16 protein-coding genes and 2 pseudogenes are annotated in these 16,955 nt (G+C 49.3%); 1 reads left to right on the top strand and 17 read right to left on the bottom strand.

Features of this window, described 5'->3' with window-relative positions:
• The 4 genes from ACLJPQ_RS18855 to ACLJPQ_RS18840 form a co-directional block, all read right to left on the bottom strand.
• Nucleotides 1-459, bottom strand: coding sequence for a DcrB-related protein (locus ACLJPQ_RS18855; protein WP_000186513.1), 459 nt, complete (start codon nt 457-459; stop codon nt 1-3).
• Between the two features lie 59 nt (nt 460-518).
• Nucleotides 519-2,753 (bottom strand): type VI secretion system Vgr family protein, encoded by a 2,235-nt coding sequence (locus ACLJPQ_RS18850; RefSeq protein WP_023138335.1) that lies wholly within the window; start codon nt 2,751-2,753, stop codon nt 519-521.
• A gap of 396 nt (nt 2,754-3,149) precedes the next feature.
• Nucleotides 3,150-3,671: a DUF2778 domain-containing protein gene (locus ACLJPQ_RS18845; RefSeq protein ID WP_023994364.1), complete on the bottom strand. Its 522-nt coding sequence runs from the start codon at nt 3,669-3,671 to the stop codon at nt 3,150-3,152.
• Between the two features lie 23 nt (nt 3,672-3,694).
• A complete protein-coding gene (locus ACLJPQ_RS18840) occupies nt 3,695-4,111 on the bottom strand; it encodes a DUF2195 family protein (protein WP_001596567.1) in 417 nt (138 codons plus the stop codon).
• A gap of 136 nt (nt 4,112-4,247) precedes the next feature.
• Between ACLJPQ_RS18840 and ACLJPQ_RS18835 the strand changes: the two genes are divergently transcribed.
• Nucleotides 4,248-4,655, top strand: coding sequence for a SymE family type I addiction module toxin (locus tag ACLJPQ_RS18835; protein ID WP_223229579.1), 408 nt, complete (start codon nt 4,248-4,250; stop codon nt 4,653-4,655).
• Nucleotides 4,656-4,899: 244 nt separating this feature from the next.
• On the opposite strand, the gene ACLJPQ_RS18830 is transcribed toward ACLJPQ_RS18835, so the two are convergent.
• The 13 genes and pseudogenes from ACLJPQ_RS18830 to ACLJPQ_RS18770 form a co-directional block, all read right to left on the bottom strand.
• Nucleotides 4,900-5,349 carry a hypothetical protein gene (locus ACLJPQ_RS18830; protein ID WP_080091385.1) on the bottom strand — a complete coding sequence of 150 codons (450 nt, stop codon included), beginning with the start codon at nt 5,347-5,349 and terminating at the stop codon, nt 4,900-4,902.
• Nucleotides 5,349-9,920, bottom strand: coding sequence for a DUF6531 domain-containing protein (locus tag ACLJPQ_RS18825; protein ID WP_080185201.1), 4,572 nt, complete (start codon nt 9,918-9,920; stop codon nt 5,349-5,351). Before ACLJPQ_RS18825 ends, ACLJPQ_RS18830 begins: the two co-directional genes overlap by 1 nt.
• A 41-nt stretch (nt 9,921-9,961) precedes the next feature.
• Nucleotides 9,962-10,384, bottom strand: a complete 423-nt coding sequence (locus ACLJPQ_RS18820; RefSeq protein WP_023181850.1) for a DcrB-related protein — start codon at nt 10,382-10,384, stop codon at nt 9,962-9,964.
• 2 nt (nt 10,385-10,386) lie between these two features.
• Nucleotides 10,387-12,612, bottom strand: a complete 2,226-nt coding sequence (locus ACLJPQ_RS18815) for a type VI secretion system Vgr family protein (protein WP_138010029.1) — start codon at nt 12,610-12,612, stop codon at nt 10,387-10,389.
• A gap of 534 nt (nt 12,613-13,146) precedes the next feature.
• Nucleotides 13,147-13,281 carry a hypothetical protein gene (locus ACLJPQ_RS18810; RefSeq protein ID WP_001518591.1) on the bottom strand — a complete coding sequence of 45 codons (135 nt, stop codon included), beginning with the start codon at nt 13,279-13,281 and terminating at the stop codon, nt 13,147-13,149.
• A 35-nt stretch (nt 13,282-13,316) separates the two neighbouring features.
• Nucleotides 13,317-13,443, bottom strand: a pseudogene (locus ACLJPQ_RS18805) (hypothetical protein); the annotation flags it as partial.
• Nucleotides 13,444-13,644: 201 nt separating this feature from the next.
• The gene (locus ACLJPQ_RS18800; protein ID WP_000872892.1) at nt 13,645-13,986 is read right to left on the bottom strand and encodes a hypothetical protein; all 342 of its coding nucleotides are present in this window, start codon (nt 13,984-13,986) and stop codon (nt 13,645-13,647) included.
• A gap of 89 nt (nt 13,987-14,075) precedes the next feature.
• Nucleotides 14,076-14,807, bottom strand: coding sequence for a hypothetical protein (locus ACLJPQ_RS18795; RefSeq protein ID WP_000040883.1), 732 nt, complete (start codon nt 14,805-14,807; stop codon nt 14,076-14,078).
• Nucleotides 14,808-14,856: 49 nt separating this feature from the next.
• A pseudogene (locus tag ACLJPQ_RS18790) lies at nt 14,857-14,985 on the bottom strand (cytoplasmic protein); the annotation flags it as partial.
• 8 nt (nt 14,986-14,993) lie between these two features.
• A complete protein-coding gene (locus tag ACLJPQ_RS18785) occupies nt 14,994-15,455 on the bottom strand; it encodes a hypothetical protein (RefSeq protein WP_023198935.1) in 462 nt (153 codons plus the stop codon).
• Nucleotides 15,440-15,850, bottom strand: a complete 411-nt coding sequence (locus ACLJPQ_RS18780; protein WP_138010028.1) for a glucosaminidase domain-containing protein — start codon at nt 15,848-15,850, stop codon at nt 15,440-15,442. Before ACLJPQ_RS18780 ends, ACLJPQ_RS18785 begins: the two co-directional genes overlap by 16 nt.
• A 163-nt stretch (nt 15,851-16,013) precedes the next feature.
• Nucleotides 16,014-16,487, bottom strand: coding sequence for a hypothetical protein (locus ACLJPQ_RS18775; protein ID WP_000491748.1), 474 nt, complete (start codon nt 16,485-16,487; stop codon nt 16,014-16,016).
• Entirely contained in the window at nt 16,472-16,942 is a 471-nt protein-coding gene (locus ACLJPQ_RS18770) for a glucosaminidase domain-containing protein (RefSeq protein WP_000528839.1), read from the bottom strand. Before ACLJPQ_RS18770 ends, ACLJPQ_RS18775 begins: the two co-directional genes overlap by 16 nt.
• Nucleotides 16,943-16,955: the final 13 nt, after the last annotated feature.

Here is a 16,955-nt window from a genome sequence, read left to right as displayed (position 1 = left end):
TTATTGTCCGGTTGCCGTGTTTTCTGGGTCCAACCTGAAACGCAGATTCTTTTTGATATCCGCCCAGCGCCCCCTATCCGCTTCGGTTAACGCTGTTGAGCGGGCATAGGTCAGGGCCATCATTACCCGGCTGCTCTGTAGCACAAATACCGCCTGGTACTGGTATACATGCTCATTACCCCGGATGAACTGACTCTGTATTTCCAGCCCCTCCATTTTCCCGTCAATACCCAGCCGGACAACCTGTGCTGGCGTATAACGCAGTTCCTTAACCTGCTTTTCCAGTTTTTTCATCTGTTGTTCAACCTGGGACGCCAGTTCATCACCGTCCTGCATTTTGCCGCGGCTGATAATCAGCGCCGCATCCGGATCGCTCAGGCGGATCATATTGAGGGTGCTGTCCTGGGATATATTACCGGAGAAACTCAAGATGGCTTCGTTGATATAATAGTTCGTCATGATTATATAAAATCCTTTTTGGTCTGAAAGTGTTGATAAGTCCGGCACTAAAATAAAAACTATTCTTTGGGTGGGAAAGTTTCCTTAATTACTGCTGCCATTGCTGTTTTTTCTGACTCACCAAATGTTCCCACTTTGGGTTCTCTTTTATCCATATTTAAATCCAGCTGCCCTTTTATAGTATTAATCTGACCATCGGCATCTGTTGCAGTAATATTGAACGTTTTACAGGTTACGTAAAATTCCCCCTTACTGCTCATGTACAGAACGGTGTCACCACAACTCAGGGTAATAGAATCACCCGCTGCCAGATATAACTCTTTTACCGTCTGAATGGTTTTATTTCCTCCGGCCAGAGAGGTATCGTCATACTGAACTTTATGGTCGCGGACAGCGCCAATAGTGGCTATTTCTGACTGATCAATGACCTTAACCCGATTATTCCCCACCCAGTGACTTTCATTATTATTAACTTCAATACGCTGATCTTTTTCAGCATGTAGCCAGACCTCTTCACTACCGGGTTTATCTTCAAAACGCAGAGCGTTGGCATTGGTCGGTCCGCCGCCGATAGTGTGGCTGTATATCCCGCTCTGTGTTGCCGCGCCCGGCAGTCCCCACGGCGGCATGGTGTCCTGGTTGTAGGTACGCCCCACGATGATCGGCAGATCCGGATCGCCGTTTTTGAAATCCACCAGCACTTCCTGGCCGATACGCGGGATCTGGATCATCCCGAAGCCTTTGCCCGCCCATGGGTAGCTGACGCGTATCCAGCAAGAGCTGTTTTCATCCATTTTGCCGTAGCGATCCCAGCCAAACTGTACCTTTACCCGCCCGTACTGATCCGTCCAGATTTCCTGGCCCGCCGGGCCGGTGACGATGGCGCTCTGCGGCCCTTTGGTGTGGGGTTTGCTCACCGTCCGCTGCGGGCGGAACACCTCGCGGGTGGGGTGCAGTTCAAAACGGGTGGAAAAGGTAAAGTGCTGGTCCTGCCCGCTGTGCTGCGCGTTGTCCTGCACAAACAGCAAGGTCTGCATCAGCAGGTATTCCTGATTGACTTCGGCAGTGGGATAGTTTTCCAGCGTGAAGGTATAACCGGTCATGAGTGTGCGGATATTCCCTCCCCCCAGCACCCGACTGCCGGGGCTGCGCTGCGCTTCCATACGAATGCGCGTCAGCATCTCGCCTTCACTCTTGTCGAAGTAGTCTCCCGGCCACTCATAATGCTCGTAGGTGGCATGACCGGTTTCACGCGGGTTTGCCACCGTGTTTGCCAGCAATGAACGTGGCTTCGTAAAATCGAAATCATCCAGCACCCACTGGCCAGTCCGCAGACTCTCGTTTGCCGTGATAGTGTGGATAAACTCCTTGTCCAGCTTCAGCCCTTCCTGGTGCCACTCGACCAGCGGCGAGTCCGGACATGCTTTGTGGGCGCTGATGGCATCCGCCAGCACCAGCGTGTGGCTGTCCTCGCTGTGCTCAAACCACCAGTAGATGCCCCACTCCTGCATCAGTCGCTGAAGAAAATCAAAATCAGTTTCACCGTACTGCACCTGCCAGGTACGTACCGGGTAGCTTTCCACCAGCCGCTTTTCCACCGGGTAGGGGTATTCCGCCAGAACCTCATCCAGAATATCCACCACGGTTTTATTCTGGAATGCTTTGTAGTCGCTGGTATGGGTCAGCAGTTTTACCCACGGCTCCATACGCAGCTCATAGGTAACCGAACGCCCTTCATGGCCCACCACCCGCGCCGCCGTGACCAGCCCGCTGATATGTCGTTTACCGCCACCATCCAGTTCGATGTTGACGCACAGATCTTTGCCCACCATCGGTTTGAGCGGCAGGTTGGCCGCCGGGGAGACATAGCCCAGATTCAGGGTGTCGGGCGTTTTTAGCTGTACCACATAGCTGAACAGTTCACTTAATGTTTCGCCGCCGTCCAGGCTGGCGAACAGTAATGCGCCCGGCGGTACGGCGCTGCCGCTGACCGTCACATTATGCGCCCCCGGCCCGCCTGCAACAGCGGAGACGATGGCCGATACCGTATCCTGCGCCATACCTGCGGCGGCGGCAGCCTGCGCCGCTGCCACCGCGGCTTTCACCAGTCCTGATGGCTCCGGCAATGCGCCAAACAGCGATCCCGCAGCCTGTTCCACGGCGGCTTCCGCCGCATCGGCCACGCTTCCGGCGACTGAATCTGCGGTGACACCGCCACTTTCTCCGGTTATCGGCGGCGTGGTTGTCGTCAGCCCTCCCATACCGGATTTATTATTTGTGGATACAAAACTCATGGTAGTGACTCCTTTAATACCGGATTAAAATAAATAGACTCACCGTCAGGAAACAGTGCCCCGCACTTTATAATGCAACCAGCCTGTTATATTTAAATATTTACCAGAAGAGCAGGGTATATTGCTGACAAGAGCCATGAAAATAAAAACACAAAAATTAGCACATAACATAAATACTGAATTACATAAATAAGGAAATGAACATAACAATATTATGATTTTATTTTTATTACGCTTACCAGATTCGCATTGCATTTTATAGAAATTTGATTAATAACCAGCACACCGCCAGACATATACTTTATCATTGGTGCTCATTACTTATCTGGCCACCATTGTAATCATTGTCAACCACAGCACGTTCAGACACGATAATTTCATCCGGTTTTAACGGTATTATTGTTTTGTTCCACCATTCGTTTGCTGACCAGAAACATACTTAACATTAACCGTAAATGTCTTTTCACCATTTTCTTTTTCCGTCTCCTGTTTCAGAATACGGAAAAACACCGGTTCCACTTCAATACAACCATGACTGTAACCTTTGGTGGAATCATGGATATAAAAACCACCCCGCTTGCCCCCACAGGCTTTTCGGGTCTTCTCATCCGCTGATTCCAGCCGGATACGGTTATATCCCCAGTTAGCCCAGTACATCTCACATGTTCCGGCAGCCTGGCCTCGCGGAATGGTACTCCAGCCCCATGATGGTCCCAGATCACAATCCGCAGCATTTCTTATCGGTGCCTCCCCCTGAAACTGAATAAACAATTTATAATTCCCTTCCGGTATCGCCGCATCCGGCACACACTGTTTATCTGGCCACTGTAAATCCGGTAACCCCGTGGTCGCCTTAAATATCCCGATACCAGGCCATGTCAGCTTTTGCCCGTCAAAAGTCAGTCTTACTGCCATCATCTTCTCCCTGACTATTCTGTGTATTACAGCGGTGGTGTACAACGTATCATTAGCGCCAGCTTCTGATCCCGTACAGACTGGTTATCCACCGATAATACAAAGCTGAAAGGATAACGTCCCTGCATCTTCGCCAGTGAAATATTCCCCTCCTGAAGGGAATATGCACTTCCGCGTCCGTAACCCTCAACATCCTGCGCCAGTAAGCTGGTATAGTTGATTAATGTTGAGAAACAGCCACATTCACCGGTACTTTTTTTCAGTGTGACCGTTGTTTTCAGAATGGTAAGGTTATCCATTTCCTGACGATGAACGGGATGGATATCCACACACTCCGCCAGCGGGTTATCAATGTTTACATCTGTTCCGCCCCAGGCAAATACGGGCAGGAACATTCCTGCACAGGCAGACATAAACAGAACCTCTACAGCGTACTTTTTCACAGCATCTGACCTCTATTTTTTTCATCCACCAGCCGCAGTGGTGAGGCCGGTAATGCTAACTCTGTCTGGTTCCACCACCTGTGAAATTAGCATTTCCAGTGGTGAACATTATTCATCATTCACTGGAAGCTGCCTTATGGCTACTACCCTCACCACTGACTACAATTTGCTTTCTGATCCTTGTAATACTGACGCCACTCTTAAGATCCCCGTTGATCACAACAAGCATCAGCCAGAAAATTCCGGTCCGATAAAATCCGTTAAAAAAGCGAGATCGATACGAACTCCTGATACTGTTCCAGGCTTTAGCCACTGCGAATTTTACTCACGCGTTGAGGGTCGCTCGGTTCGTTTGTGCGGTGAATGGATGCCGCAGGCCGAGTTTATTAACGGGATGCCCGTTAAAATTCGGGTGATGAAAGACTGCATCGTGATCACACCGCAAAATACCCGTGAGCTGTGGGGCTGTATTGAAGGTATGAGCGTCGCCTACATTAATAAACAGAAAGTTAAAGCATGGCTGAAAACCTTTCTGGGGCGCTGAATAATACCGGGGATATTCCGGTGATTAAACGCAGCAGATGATTGATATGATCCCGGTGATGGACCGGGATCTTTCGCTGTGCGAGTATGGCCTTGAATTTCCTGCTAAACCGACCAGGAACTAAAATCTTAACCATCAATGATAATTTCCAAAATAAAGGATTTTGCATCAAGCTACGGATTGGAAGCATAACCCTGAAACAGCCCACAGAGACTGTTTCAATTTTTCTAACAATATCATCGCACTAGCTATTTAGTATTCTTTTGTTGTTTGGATCAAAAAAAACGGAACCTGGTATATTTTCAAAAAAAGCCATAAGTTCGACTATGTAATCAGAATGTTCATTATCAGGGTCATCTTTGGATAAGATAACCACTCTACGCTTCATTTCCTTAATCAATTTCGATTTATTTTTATCTTTCTCAAGACCTGAAATATAGCAGGCATCAATTTCAACACTCTCGTTCATTTCTGTTGTCTCAAAATACAACCGGAGGTGCCATGAATCTGACCATTTTAACTCTAAATGGTCATAATTTTTACGAGGCCCCAGAATTTCACGTCGAAAAACTATAGAAGGTTTATCACCTTTCCATTCTCTTAAGTACTGCATATTTAATTTTTCCTTAAGAGTATTTATATTCAGATCTGGTTCAACACCATTATCTAGTAACACATGTATAAAATAAGACATTATTTACTCCATGCCCCCTGACTTCCAATATCAACTGGACTCAATACTTTTGCACTAGGATCATATACAGACACACTACCACCAGTTGCACGAACACTATCAAGTAATGGCCCAGAAATAGACTGAGTTTTAGGGCTTATAATCAAATTAAATGGCATATCATTCGCCTTCGCATAAGCAGAAAATGCCTCCAGTTGAGGAGAGCTAGTCAGATACGTAACATTCTTAATATCTGTCACACCATACTGTGAATTTACAGGCAAGTCAGGTACATGTCCATTGATAGATACTGGCTTAGAACCAGCCCCCACCGGAAGACCAAGATCATTCCTCACACTCTGTTCAAAACCATTTCCTGCTGCATTATTTTGCCAGGCAGTCTGCGCTTTGGCGTACCAGGTATCAGGTTCGAGTGTACCACCACCTTTTAAATATCTTTCATAGCGCCAGTGGTGTTCTTCTGGAATACTACCAAAATCAGTAGGGCAACCCAACAATCCACAGGGATCACATACCCCCACCGGGTTATTCACATACGACTGCGTGTTCAGCCCGCCGCCCAGTTTCAGCGGGTCCTGGCTTAAATATTGCCCCGTCCGTGAGTCCATGTAGCGGTGTAAATTATACCACAGCCCGCTCTCCTCGTCCTGCCACTGGCCCATAAAGCCCGCGTCACAGCTTTCACGCCCGTCAGGCGACGCGTCGTTCGCCGCCGACTGCCCCCACAGGCTTCGCTGCCGCCGCCACACCTTTCGCCCGTTAGCGCTGTACATCTCCTGCGGCGCACCATCCGGACCGATGAGTATGGGATAAAAATCGCTGTTGTCGTCGTTCGCCGCCCGCGCCTCCTTCGCCAGCAGCTCAAAACCGCCCCGGTAATGCCACTGCTCACGCAGCGCCGGGCTGCCGTCCGCGTAGCGCTTCTCACTCGCCGACAGCGCCATCCCCAGCCACTGGTAACGCACCTCGCTGACAGTGTGGTGATTTTGTTTCCACGCCGCACGGATAATATTACGCTTCGCCGTTCTGCGTCCGAAAGCGTCGTAGCGGTACTGCCACACTTCCCCGTCCGGCGTTCTCACCTCCCGCAGACGGTCGAAGTCATCCCAGCGGTAGCGCCATTCCTGTGGCCGGAAGCCCCGTTTCTGTTCCGTGCGTTTTATCACCCGCCCGCAGGCGTCGTATTCGTAGCGGCTGTCTCCCGCCTGCGTCACGCATTCGTTGCGGTAGTCATGCTGTGACAGAATGCCGTTTATCCGGCTTTCCGCGATTTGCTCGTTCACCGTGTAGCGGTAGCGCTCTTCCTGTGCCGGGCCGTCGGCGTTCAGCCGCAGCACGCTGGTTATCTGGTCGCGGTTGTCATAGCTGTAGCGTGTTTCCTGTTCGCTGCGCGTTTTCGACCACACCTCATGGCCCGTCAGGCGGCCCGATTTATCCCACGCGTAACGGTGTTCGCCCAGCGGTCGCCATGACGCCACGCTCTCATGGCTGCCTGTCAGTCGCTCCGCCCCCGCCCGCTGCCACGCCGTGCGGCCACAGGCATCATGCCCCTGCTCCTGGATGTAGACCGCGTGGTTCAGCGGCGTCTGCGCCAGCCAGCTTTCTTCATCCTCCGGGCGGTAGCGGCGGCTCCGCTCCTGCCCTGCCCGCGTATGACCAAACTCCATCCGGTGGCCGTTGCTGCGGTAAGCCGTTAATACGCCCGAGGCATCGTATTCCCGCTGCGTTTCGCCGTCCGCGGTTTTCGTTCCCGTCAGCCGTCCCGCGTCATCGTAGCGGTATTCCGTTCGCTGACCGTCCTGCTCTTCCGCCACCAGCCGGTGCCGGTCATCCCATTCCAGCGTGATGCGGCTGGTCAGCGTATAATCCTTCTGCGTGGCGTCGCTGCACTCATACACCTCCGTGCTCACCATCCGGTCATAACGGTCCCAGCCGTAGCGCAGTTGCTGGTGCTCACCCGTGATGGTTGTCACCCGACCGAATTCATCCCGCGCATAGCGCCACACGCTGCCGTCCGGGCGCACTTTCTCCGCCAGCCTGCCCTGTTCATCCCGGCGGTAAACCGTCCGCCGTCCCGACCAGTCATCCTCCCCCGCCAGTTGCCCCGCCGCATCATAATGCAGCCGCCAGCGCTGGTTGCCGGAGCGGGTTAACTGTGTCAGCCGCGCCGCGCCGTCATAGTCGCAGACAATGCGCTGCCCGCCAGCGTCCTCCACTTCGCGCAGCAGGTCGAATGCGCCGTGGCGGTAGCGCGTGGTCTGGCCCATCGCGCCGGTATGGACGGCGATTTTTCCCTCGCCGTCGTAGCGGAACGTTTCTGCGCTGCCGTCAGCCCGGATAACCGCGCTGACCTTCTCATGCGGGTTGCTCTCTCCCGGACGGTACTGCCAGTACGTGCTGCGCCCTTCCGCATCCGTCACGCCCGTCAGCCGCAGCCAGCGGTCTTCCGCATAATGTGTCGTCCGGCCTGCCGCATCGGTATGCGCCGTCAGGCTACCCTGCGCGTTATAAGCCCACTGTTCGCGGATGCCGTCCGGGTAAATGACCTCCTTTATCTGGCCATCTTCGGTGTAACGGTACCGCCAGTTCTGCCCGTTCACCTCCCGGCGGATAAGGTTCCCTTCGGCGTTATAGCGGTACGTTGCCGTGGTGCGGTGGTCCTGATAAGCGGTTAACAGGCCGAACTCGTCCCACTGCCATTCCCGCTTGCGCCCGTCGGCATCCGTTTCGCTCAGGATGCGTCCGGCATAATCGCGTTTAATCTGTGTGACACGCCCGCCTGGCTGCCGGATACTCACCGGATGGTCATATTCATCGCGCATCCATTCCGTGATGCGCCCCAACGGGTCTCGCTGTTTTATCAGCAGCCATGTTTCATCAAACCACAGCGTGGTGACGGCTCCGGTTGCATCGGTGTACTCGGTTTTGCGCTCTGCCGGGAAGTAACGGAAGGTATCGTTATACAGCCCCTCTTCGGTGCCCGTCGCCACCACCCGCCCTTCATCGTCGTAGCGCAGGTGGAAATGCGTCGGGCCGTTATCGCGCCAGGAACTCAGCCAGCCCTGTTCGGTGTAGGTATAGTGCAATGCACCATTAAAACGGGTCTGTACATCGCTCAGTCGCTGTTCATCGCCGTAACTGATATAGTCGTAACGCACTAGTTCGCTGCCGTCTGATTCGTCGGTGACACGAAATATCTGCCCCTGTGGGCCACACATCACACGTAAACTCAGGCCGCTACTATGGGTTACGTTTGTCAGATGGCCGATGGCGTTATAAAGGAAGTGAATTTCGTTACGGTTGCGATCCTTGATGGCAGACAAACGTAGATGTCTGTCACCTAATGAAACGGGTGTAAATACGTAACTCTGTTGCGTCTGTTCATCAAAAATAATTGCCCGGTTACGGCTTCCCAGTAGCCGATACTGTGGCACCAGCAGGTTACGACAGTTATACAATTCTGACGTGGTGGTATAAGCGGGACATAATCCTTCAGCATCAACGTAGGTCACCGTCTGCTCATCACTGTCAAATACCAGATACTGCGACCAGTTACACAACCAGCGATTACCTAACAGCCCCCCGACGGGATGGCGACTCGTATACATACGTCTGAGCGTCAGTGGAAGAATATGCGCATACTGAAAATCAGTACGGCTTTCAGTATATTCACCGGTTCCTGTATCTACAGGATCACCCAGGCACTGTAACCCTTTGAACAGCTTGTTTAGTATTTTCCCACCAAAAAAAGTAGAGAAAATCTCCCCGCCACTGATAATAAGCTGCTCAGTCACGCTCATATCTGCATCTATTGGCAGATATGAGCGTGATGAGTCATCAGCAAAAATGGTCTTACATCCTTCCTGTATTACAGCAGAACAAGTAATCTTATCGCCCTTACGGGCCAGAGGCTGATTGTTGACATAAACCGTCGTGCTGCCCTGAGCAATACGCGGTTTTGGCTCTCCCGGATGATCTTCACATAAAACAATATCTGTTACCCGCGCTACTGGTTTATCTTCAAAAAATACATTTGGGGAGCCATGAGCTATTTCACCCGTTTCCGATGCCCAGCGATTACCTATAGCTATACTTGCCCCGCCAATAAGACCGCTACCGAAACCAATAAAAGCCAGCGCCCCGAGGCCGATACCCCCAGTAAAAAAAATGATTGCACCAATTGCTACCGCCCCGATAATACCCGCAGCTAGCGCCCCTAATGCCCCCAAAAAAGCATTATTATGTACAACTTTATGTCCTTTACAGGCGGGAATATTACTGGCCTTAGCTACGTCATGCCCACTGCATAACGTATCCATCAGGGCATTTCCGGCCATATTTCCCAAATATCCTCCAGCCATCGCTGCGCCAACGGGAGCAATAAAAGCTACACTAGCCACAATTCCATTAGAAAGTGCTACTCCCGTACCATAAAGAAGTACGCCAATAGCAGCCATGCTTCCCGTGGAAGCTATAGTATCGACAGTCGTTTGATTACTGCTGTAATCCTTCGATATCTCTGCTATTTCTGGTGATATTTCAGGTGTGGTTGTTATTTCCGATTCATCCATAATTATTATTCCTTGTATTAATCGGCCTGCTTGATATTTCCTTATGTTGGACTAAATCGAAAATTCAACAGAATATTTCTCATTGCCTGTCGATTATCTTCCGGCATTCCCCCTGGAGCAGTATATGCAAGGCTCAGTATCTGACGACCATTGCGAACAACCAGCATGATTTGCGCCACGGAGGTACCCTTCATTTTCCAGCTAAATTCCCAATATTCCGCCGGACGACCTTCAAGCTGACAGAAACGCTCTTCCGTGAAAGTAACGTCGGTAAGTTCGCGCCGAAACTTTTTCTTCTGGACGGCAAGATAATCACTGAACTCTGCTTCTTCTGGTAGGCTATCTCGGGTGATAACTAAATTAGCTCCTGCAACCTCACTCATAACGGGCATGAGTACATTCATACTTTTATCCTGCCAGCGTCCCGTTAATTCCAGCTCGCCTTCCTGAAAGATATATTTCATTTTTATTTCTCTCCCGGGTTAATATCTACTCTCGATGGCCCCAATATTTTTATTGTTCCGTCTGCATTCATAACAATCTTGCTACTCCCTACCACAAAAGTAATTTTTTTCGCGGCTGTCAGCGTGATTTCACCACTAATAGAGGTCACCGATATATCCTGTTTTACCGTCTCCGTACAGGTTCCCGTTTCTACTTTCACCTCACGTTTACCCGTTTTCACCGTCAGAAACTGGTCGCCTTCCGTCACGGTAATGCCCCGGTTGCCTTTAATGGTTTCGGTATGCTTGCCATCAACAAATTCTGTGCGATCAATTTTTACCGTGGACGTTTCGTTATGAATGATGGTTTTCGTCCGGTCAGCATTTACCGTATGCGTTTCATTATTCTTCACCGTGGTGTTGAGATCTTTTTCCGCGTGGAACTTCACTTCCTCCGCGCCGGTTTTATCATCAAAACGCAGCATGTTGCCGTTCGTTGGCCCGCCATACAGCGAGTGGCTGAAGATCCCGCTCTGCGACGCCATTCCCGGCAGTCCCCACGGCGGCATGGTGTCCTGGTTGTAGGTGCGCCCCACGATGATCGGCAGATCCGGATCGCCGTTTTTGAAATCCACCAGCACTTCCTGGCCGATACGCGGGATCTGGATCATCCCGAAGCCTTTGCCCGCCCACGGGTAGCTGACGCGTATCCAGCAGGAGCTGTTTTCATCCATTTTGCCGTAGCGATCCCAGCCAAACTGTACCTTTACCCGCCCGTACTGATCCGTCCAGATTTCCTGGCCCGCCGGGCCGGTGACGATGGCGCTCTGCGGGCCTTTAGTGTGCGGTTTGTCTATTGTTCGCTGTGGACGGTAGACTTCGCGGGTGGGATGCAGTTCGAACGTGCTGACGTAGGTGAAGTGCTGCTCCTGGCCGCTGTGCTGCGCGTTGTCCCGCACAAACAGCGTAGTCTGAACCAGCAGGTACTCCTGGTTGACCTCGGCAGTGGGGTGGTTCGTCAGCGTGAACGAATATCCGGTCATCAGGGTGCGGATATTCCCGGCACCGTGAACCCGGCTGCCGGGGCTGCGCTGCGCTTCCATACGGATGCGCGTCAACATCTCGCCCTCGCCTTTGTCAAAATAATCGCCCGGCCATTCGTAGTGCTCGTAGTTCGCGTGACCGGTTTCGCGCGGGTCCGCCACTGTGTTTGCCAGCCGCGAGCGTGGTTTTTTAAAGTCAAAATCGTCCAGCACCCACTGTCCGGTGCGCAGTCGCTCACTGGCTGTAATGGTGTGGATAAACTCCTTATCCAGCTTCAGCCCTTCCTGGTGCCACTCGACCAGCGGCGAGTCCGGACATGCTTTGTGGGCGCTGATGGCATCCGCCAGCACCAGCGTGTGGCTGTCCTCGCTGTGCTCAAACCACCAGTAGATGCCCCACTCCTGCATCAGTCGCTGAAGAAAATCAAAATCAGTTTCACCGTACTGCACCTGCCAGGTGCGTACCGGGTAGCTTTCCACCAGCCGCTTTTCCACCGGGTAGGGGTATTCCGCCAGCACTTCATCCAGAATATCCACCACGGTTTTATTCTGGAATGCTTTGTAGTCGCTGGTATGGGTCAGCAGTTTTACCCACGGCTCCATACGCAGCTCATAGGTAACCGAACGCCCTTCATGGCCCACCACCCGCGCCGCCGTGACCAGCCCGCTGATATGTCGTTTACCGCCACCATCCAGTTCGATGTTGACGCACAGATCTTTGCCCACCATCGGTTTGAGCGGCAGGTTGGCCGCCGGGGAGACATAGCCCAGATTCAGGGTGTCGGGCGTTTTTAGCTGTACAATGTAGGTAAACAGGCTGCCAAGTTTCTCCGAACCATTTATACCAGCAAAAAGCAGCATCTGCGGCGGCACAGCGCTACCGCTTACCGTGACGTTGTGCGCTCCCGGCCCACCGGCAGCAAGCGACGCCGCCGCATCCTGGGCAGCACTAACTATATCCGATATCCCTGCCGCCGCTGCGGCGGCCTGCGCTGCGGTTACTGCCGCTTTCACCAGCCCTGACGGCTCCGGCAGCGCACCAAACAGCTCCGCCGCTGCCTGTTCTGCCATCTGTTCGGCTGCATCAGCAACACCGGTTGCGACTGAACCTGTGCTCATATCGCCACTTTCGCCAGTTATTGGCGGCGTGGTGATGACGGGTCCACCATTTCCAGCTGATTTATTACCCGTAGATACAAAACTCATGATATTTACTCCTTAAATATCGGATTAAAATACAGAACCAGGTGGCCAGAAAACATAAGATATAACTATCACTCTCCGTCTTTGTAATGAAGTCAGCATGTCAGTTTTAGATCATCTTTCAGGTGCCAGAACATTTCTTTAATGGGAATATTTTTATATTCAGGATGTTTTGAAGGATAAATCTGCTCTATTCCCCTGTAGTAAATACCAACAAATTTATGTCGTGGTTTTATAAATCAATGCTCAGGATGACCATATTCACCCACAAGAATGTTTTCACTGCCGTCTGTTTTCACCTCATTCCCGTTGTCGTAATATTCAAAATTTAGTGGTAATTAAGAAGTGTACGCAATACATATCGAAGCCATACTCCACACCATAAAAAATAACAAAATTGCACCTCATCACTTCAAACCCGAAAAAAAAGTGGCATATCCAGCCTGATGTCGTCATAAGTATCATATGCCCACCGAATAGCCTCATCACGAAGATTGTCCATATTCACCTTCGTATATTGCTATATTTGTTTCCACTCTACACATTTAGCGTCATATTTTTTATCCCCAGACGCAGCGCATCACATACCGTCCCTTGTTGTTCTGCTGCCAGTAGCATCCTGGCCACAGTAACGCGCGCCAGCGTCTTACCTGGCCGGGTCGACCACGGCAAATTATTTATCCTGTTTTCGTCCTTCCTTATGCCGCCCCGTCCAGTTCAATGCTGACACATAGGTCTTTACTCACCATAGATTTGAGTGGCAAGTTCGCGGCGGAGGAGATACGGTCGAGATTCAGATTGTCCGGGAGTTTTTAGCTGTACGGTATAAGTAAATTACTGAGCACTACCGGCAACAGAACCTGCTGTAGTTCCAATGTTTTCACCGGTTATCGGCGGCGTGATTGTCGTCAACCCCCATACCGGATTTATTGTTCCTTTAATGCTAAATTTAAGCGCAGCATCCGGCAACCGAGAAATATCCCCCGCTGAAACAGATATATTTAAAAATGAGAGCCCCCCCATTTTTACAGTAAACTAGAATACAGCGCCGGGTGGCCAAAAAATATAGGAGAACACTCGCCACTGCTCGTCCTTATAATGAAACCAACATGTCAAGTTCAAATCATCATGGAGATGCCAGAACATTTCTTTAATCAGTACATTGCTAAATCTGGGGTCCGTTGACCTATAGGTTTTTTCCAGCCCAATATAATACTCCCCAACAAACATATAGCGAGGTCTGACAAACTCATGTTCAGGCCTGCCATATTTTTCAACAAAAGAAGCATCAACCCCTCCGTTTTGTATATTATTTTTTTCATAATATTGAGTTACCTGATCATCTTTTTTTGTTACATTTACCAGATCATATTTCATACCATTTATCGCAGTGACAGAGGGTTGAGGGTGGGGATTAAACATTACGCCATGTATCAGAAAATGAATGAGCAGAATACATGTTTGTATCATTTACCTACACTCAAAACTGTAAAGTAAGTATCAGGAATTATTACATTCAGAAATGTGTTAACATGTTCCAGGTAACGACTTCGAAGCTCCATTCCAATATTCATTAATGCGGCAGCATCCGATCTATATGCCGTTGTTGCTTTACCTGATTTATCCAGAGCATACTCATCGTCATGATAACCAATCATATGTCCAATTTCATGAGGTACGTTTATCTGGTTAGAGCAAACTGTCTGGGCTGGATCAAGACATTTCCGCACTGCGACCACATCTTCGGAGTCAATATGGAGGATACGAGAACCCCAGATAACATAAGTCCTTACATCATCCCCTGGTCTCACTTTCAATGCAGTCACATCCCAGTGCTCGCCATGATTGACAGGGATCATCTGTATATCAAATGGCAGAGGCTTCCCCTGAAACTTCCTGGCGAAATCTGAACTTCCTGAAACAGAAAAAAATATTTTACCATTCCATTCGGAACAAACTGTCGTATAAACATTAATGATAAACAATGATTTTTCTATAAACGTCCAGTCGTCCTTCACATCGCTATTTTTAACCCATGTATATTTACATTTTAACAATAATGAAATAGCTCCCGTTTCACTATTTATGACAAATTCACCTCTATCACCATAATCGTTTTTGATAAACTCCCCGTCTATCTTTGTTCTGGAAAAATATTCAGCCAATGGGCTATGAGGGTCAAACTGTAACTTACTCATTCGATTTCCTTAGGGATCCCCGAAGCATATCGCATTGATGCCATACCTTTTATCTTCGGACATCACCTGAATTATCAACTTCCGTGATGAGCCGCAGCGCATCCATATACCGCTCTTCACTGTTCTGCTGCCAGAACCAGCCTTGCCCTGGCAGGTAACGTATGCCCGGTAGATCCAACTATCCCGCTATTCATCTGTACAGCCCAGCCCCCGGCGCTGTACCACTTCACTGGCAAATGTCGCGCCAGTTTTTTTCATTATTTCTTGTTGTATTTTTTGCAACTGCGGAAATATAACTCTCTCACATTTATTTATTTCCCATATATCACCAGTTTGAGAACTTACTGAAAAAAGCCCCCAATAATCTATTGCTCCGGCAGTCGGTGTATCATAGCCAAGGCTAAAATCATAATATCCCGGATGGGGAGGATTTCCGTGTTTATCCTGCAAATCACCGTCAACAAAAACGCCATCCAGCGATAAATCATATTTTTGATATTTAAGTGCAATAATGAGTAGTTTTTCTGCCTGTGCTTTCGTCATTCCACCGCGATTTATATCTGACAAATTAAATTCAGATACAACCACTTGGGCATTACAGAACTCAGATATAAAGAGAAAAAAAACAAGCATTATTTTACGGGGCATGCTATTCTCCGTCCGACCATAATAATTATTCCAGCAGTTATCCTGGCGTAATTATCCGTACCACCAGTAATATGAGATCCTGAATTAAACCCAGCAACTACCAGAGCTTCAGAGAAGGCCAGAGCATCTTTTTTCCCCCGAACAGCGTCACCATACTTGACAGCAAAAGATCGTGCACAAACTGAAAACGAATAAAAAATAGCCACCCAAGTTTTGTTACTATCCTTTGGATGAACCCGACCTGACTGAAATGATGCAGGAGCCTGGAGAGAAAAGTAATTATTATATTCCCTGGCAATACGACCTGTACCATATTGACTTTCGGCAGCAGCAAGACCCAGTATATTCTCTACCGGTACGTCAAGCTCTTTTGCAATTATCTCACAAACCTTCATGTGCTCCTGGACAAATCTTACCGCACCCACGTTATTACACGCTTTATCATAAGCACCCGTTTCTTCATTCCTTAGCAGATGTTTTTAAAACCACCATGTTCATTATTTCTCCGCCAGCCTTGCCCTGGCAGGTAACGTATGCCCGGTAGATCCAACTATCCCACTATTCATCTGTACAGCCCAGCCCCCGGCGCTGTACCACTTCACTGGCAAATGTCGCGCCAGTTTTTTTCATTATTTCTTGTTGTATTTTTTGTAGCGCCGGAAATGATATTCTCTCACATGAATATTCTTCCCAGATATCTCCTGTTTTCGGACTGACGGAGAATAATCCCCAGATATCCGTAGCACCGGCAGAAGGAGAGTCATAGCCCACACCAAAGCTATAATATCCAGAATGAAATGGTTTACCCTGATCATTTTTTAAGGCCTCGTCCATAAAAACGCCAGGCAATGTAATATTATATTTTTTATTTTTTAATGATAAAACCAATAATGCCTGAGCCTGTGTCTCGGTAAGCCCTTCCTGATTTAATTTAGTCAAATCAAACACCGGGATATTTGATACAAGAACCTGGGCATAACTGCTCACGGATAAAATAGTAAACAAAAGCAATGACACTATTTTACTGAACACGCCATTCTCCGCTTAACCATACCAATCATAGCCACCAGTTCACTGGCGTATCCGGTATGCCCTCCATTACTACTTTTACCTGAATTAAATCGTGACTCAATCAATGCTTGTGCAAATTGTTTAGGGTCCTTTATCTTTCTGACTGCACTACCAAACCTGATGGCGAATGATTTCGCGCAATTTAAAAAAGACGTATAGGTGGCAACCCACACGTCGTGACTTCCCTGAGGATGAACTTTACTCAACTGCAATGGTGCCGGACCATGCATTGAAAAAAAATTATTATATTCAGTTGCAATCCTTCCCTGCCCATAACGACTTTCCTTTGCTGCAACCGCCAGTATAAATTCCACTGGCACTTCAAGTTGATTAGCGATTATCTCACAATCATTCTTATATTTTTGAATAAACCTTACCGCCTCTGTGTTATTACACGCTTTATCATAATTACCCATTTCTTCATTCCTT

The organism is Salmonella sp. SAL04213 (assembly GCF_046550535.1).
GTDB lineage: Bacteria > Pseudomonadota > Gammaproteobacteria > Enterobacterales > Enterobacteriaceae > Salmonella > Salmonella enterica.
The sequence above is the reverse complement of the archived record's forward strand: the minus strand, read 5'-3'. Positions and strand labels throughout refer to the sequence as shown.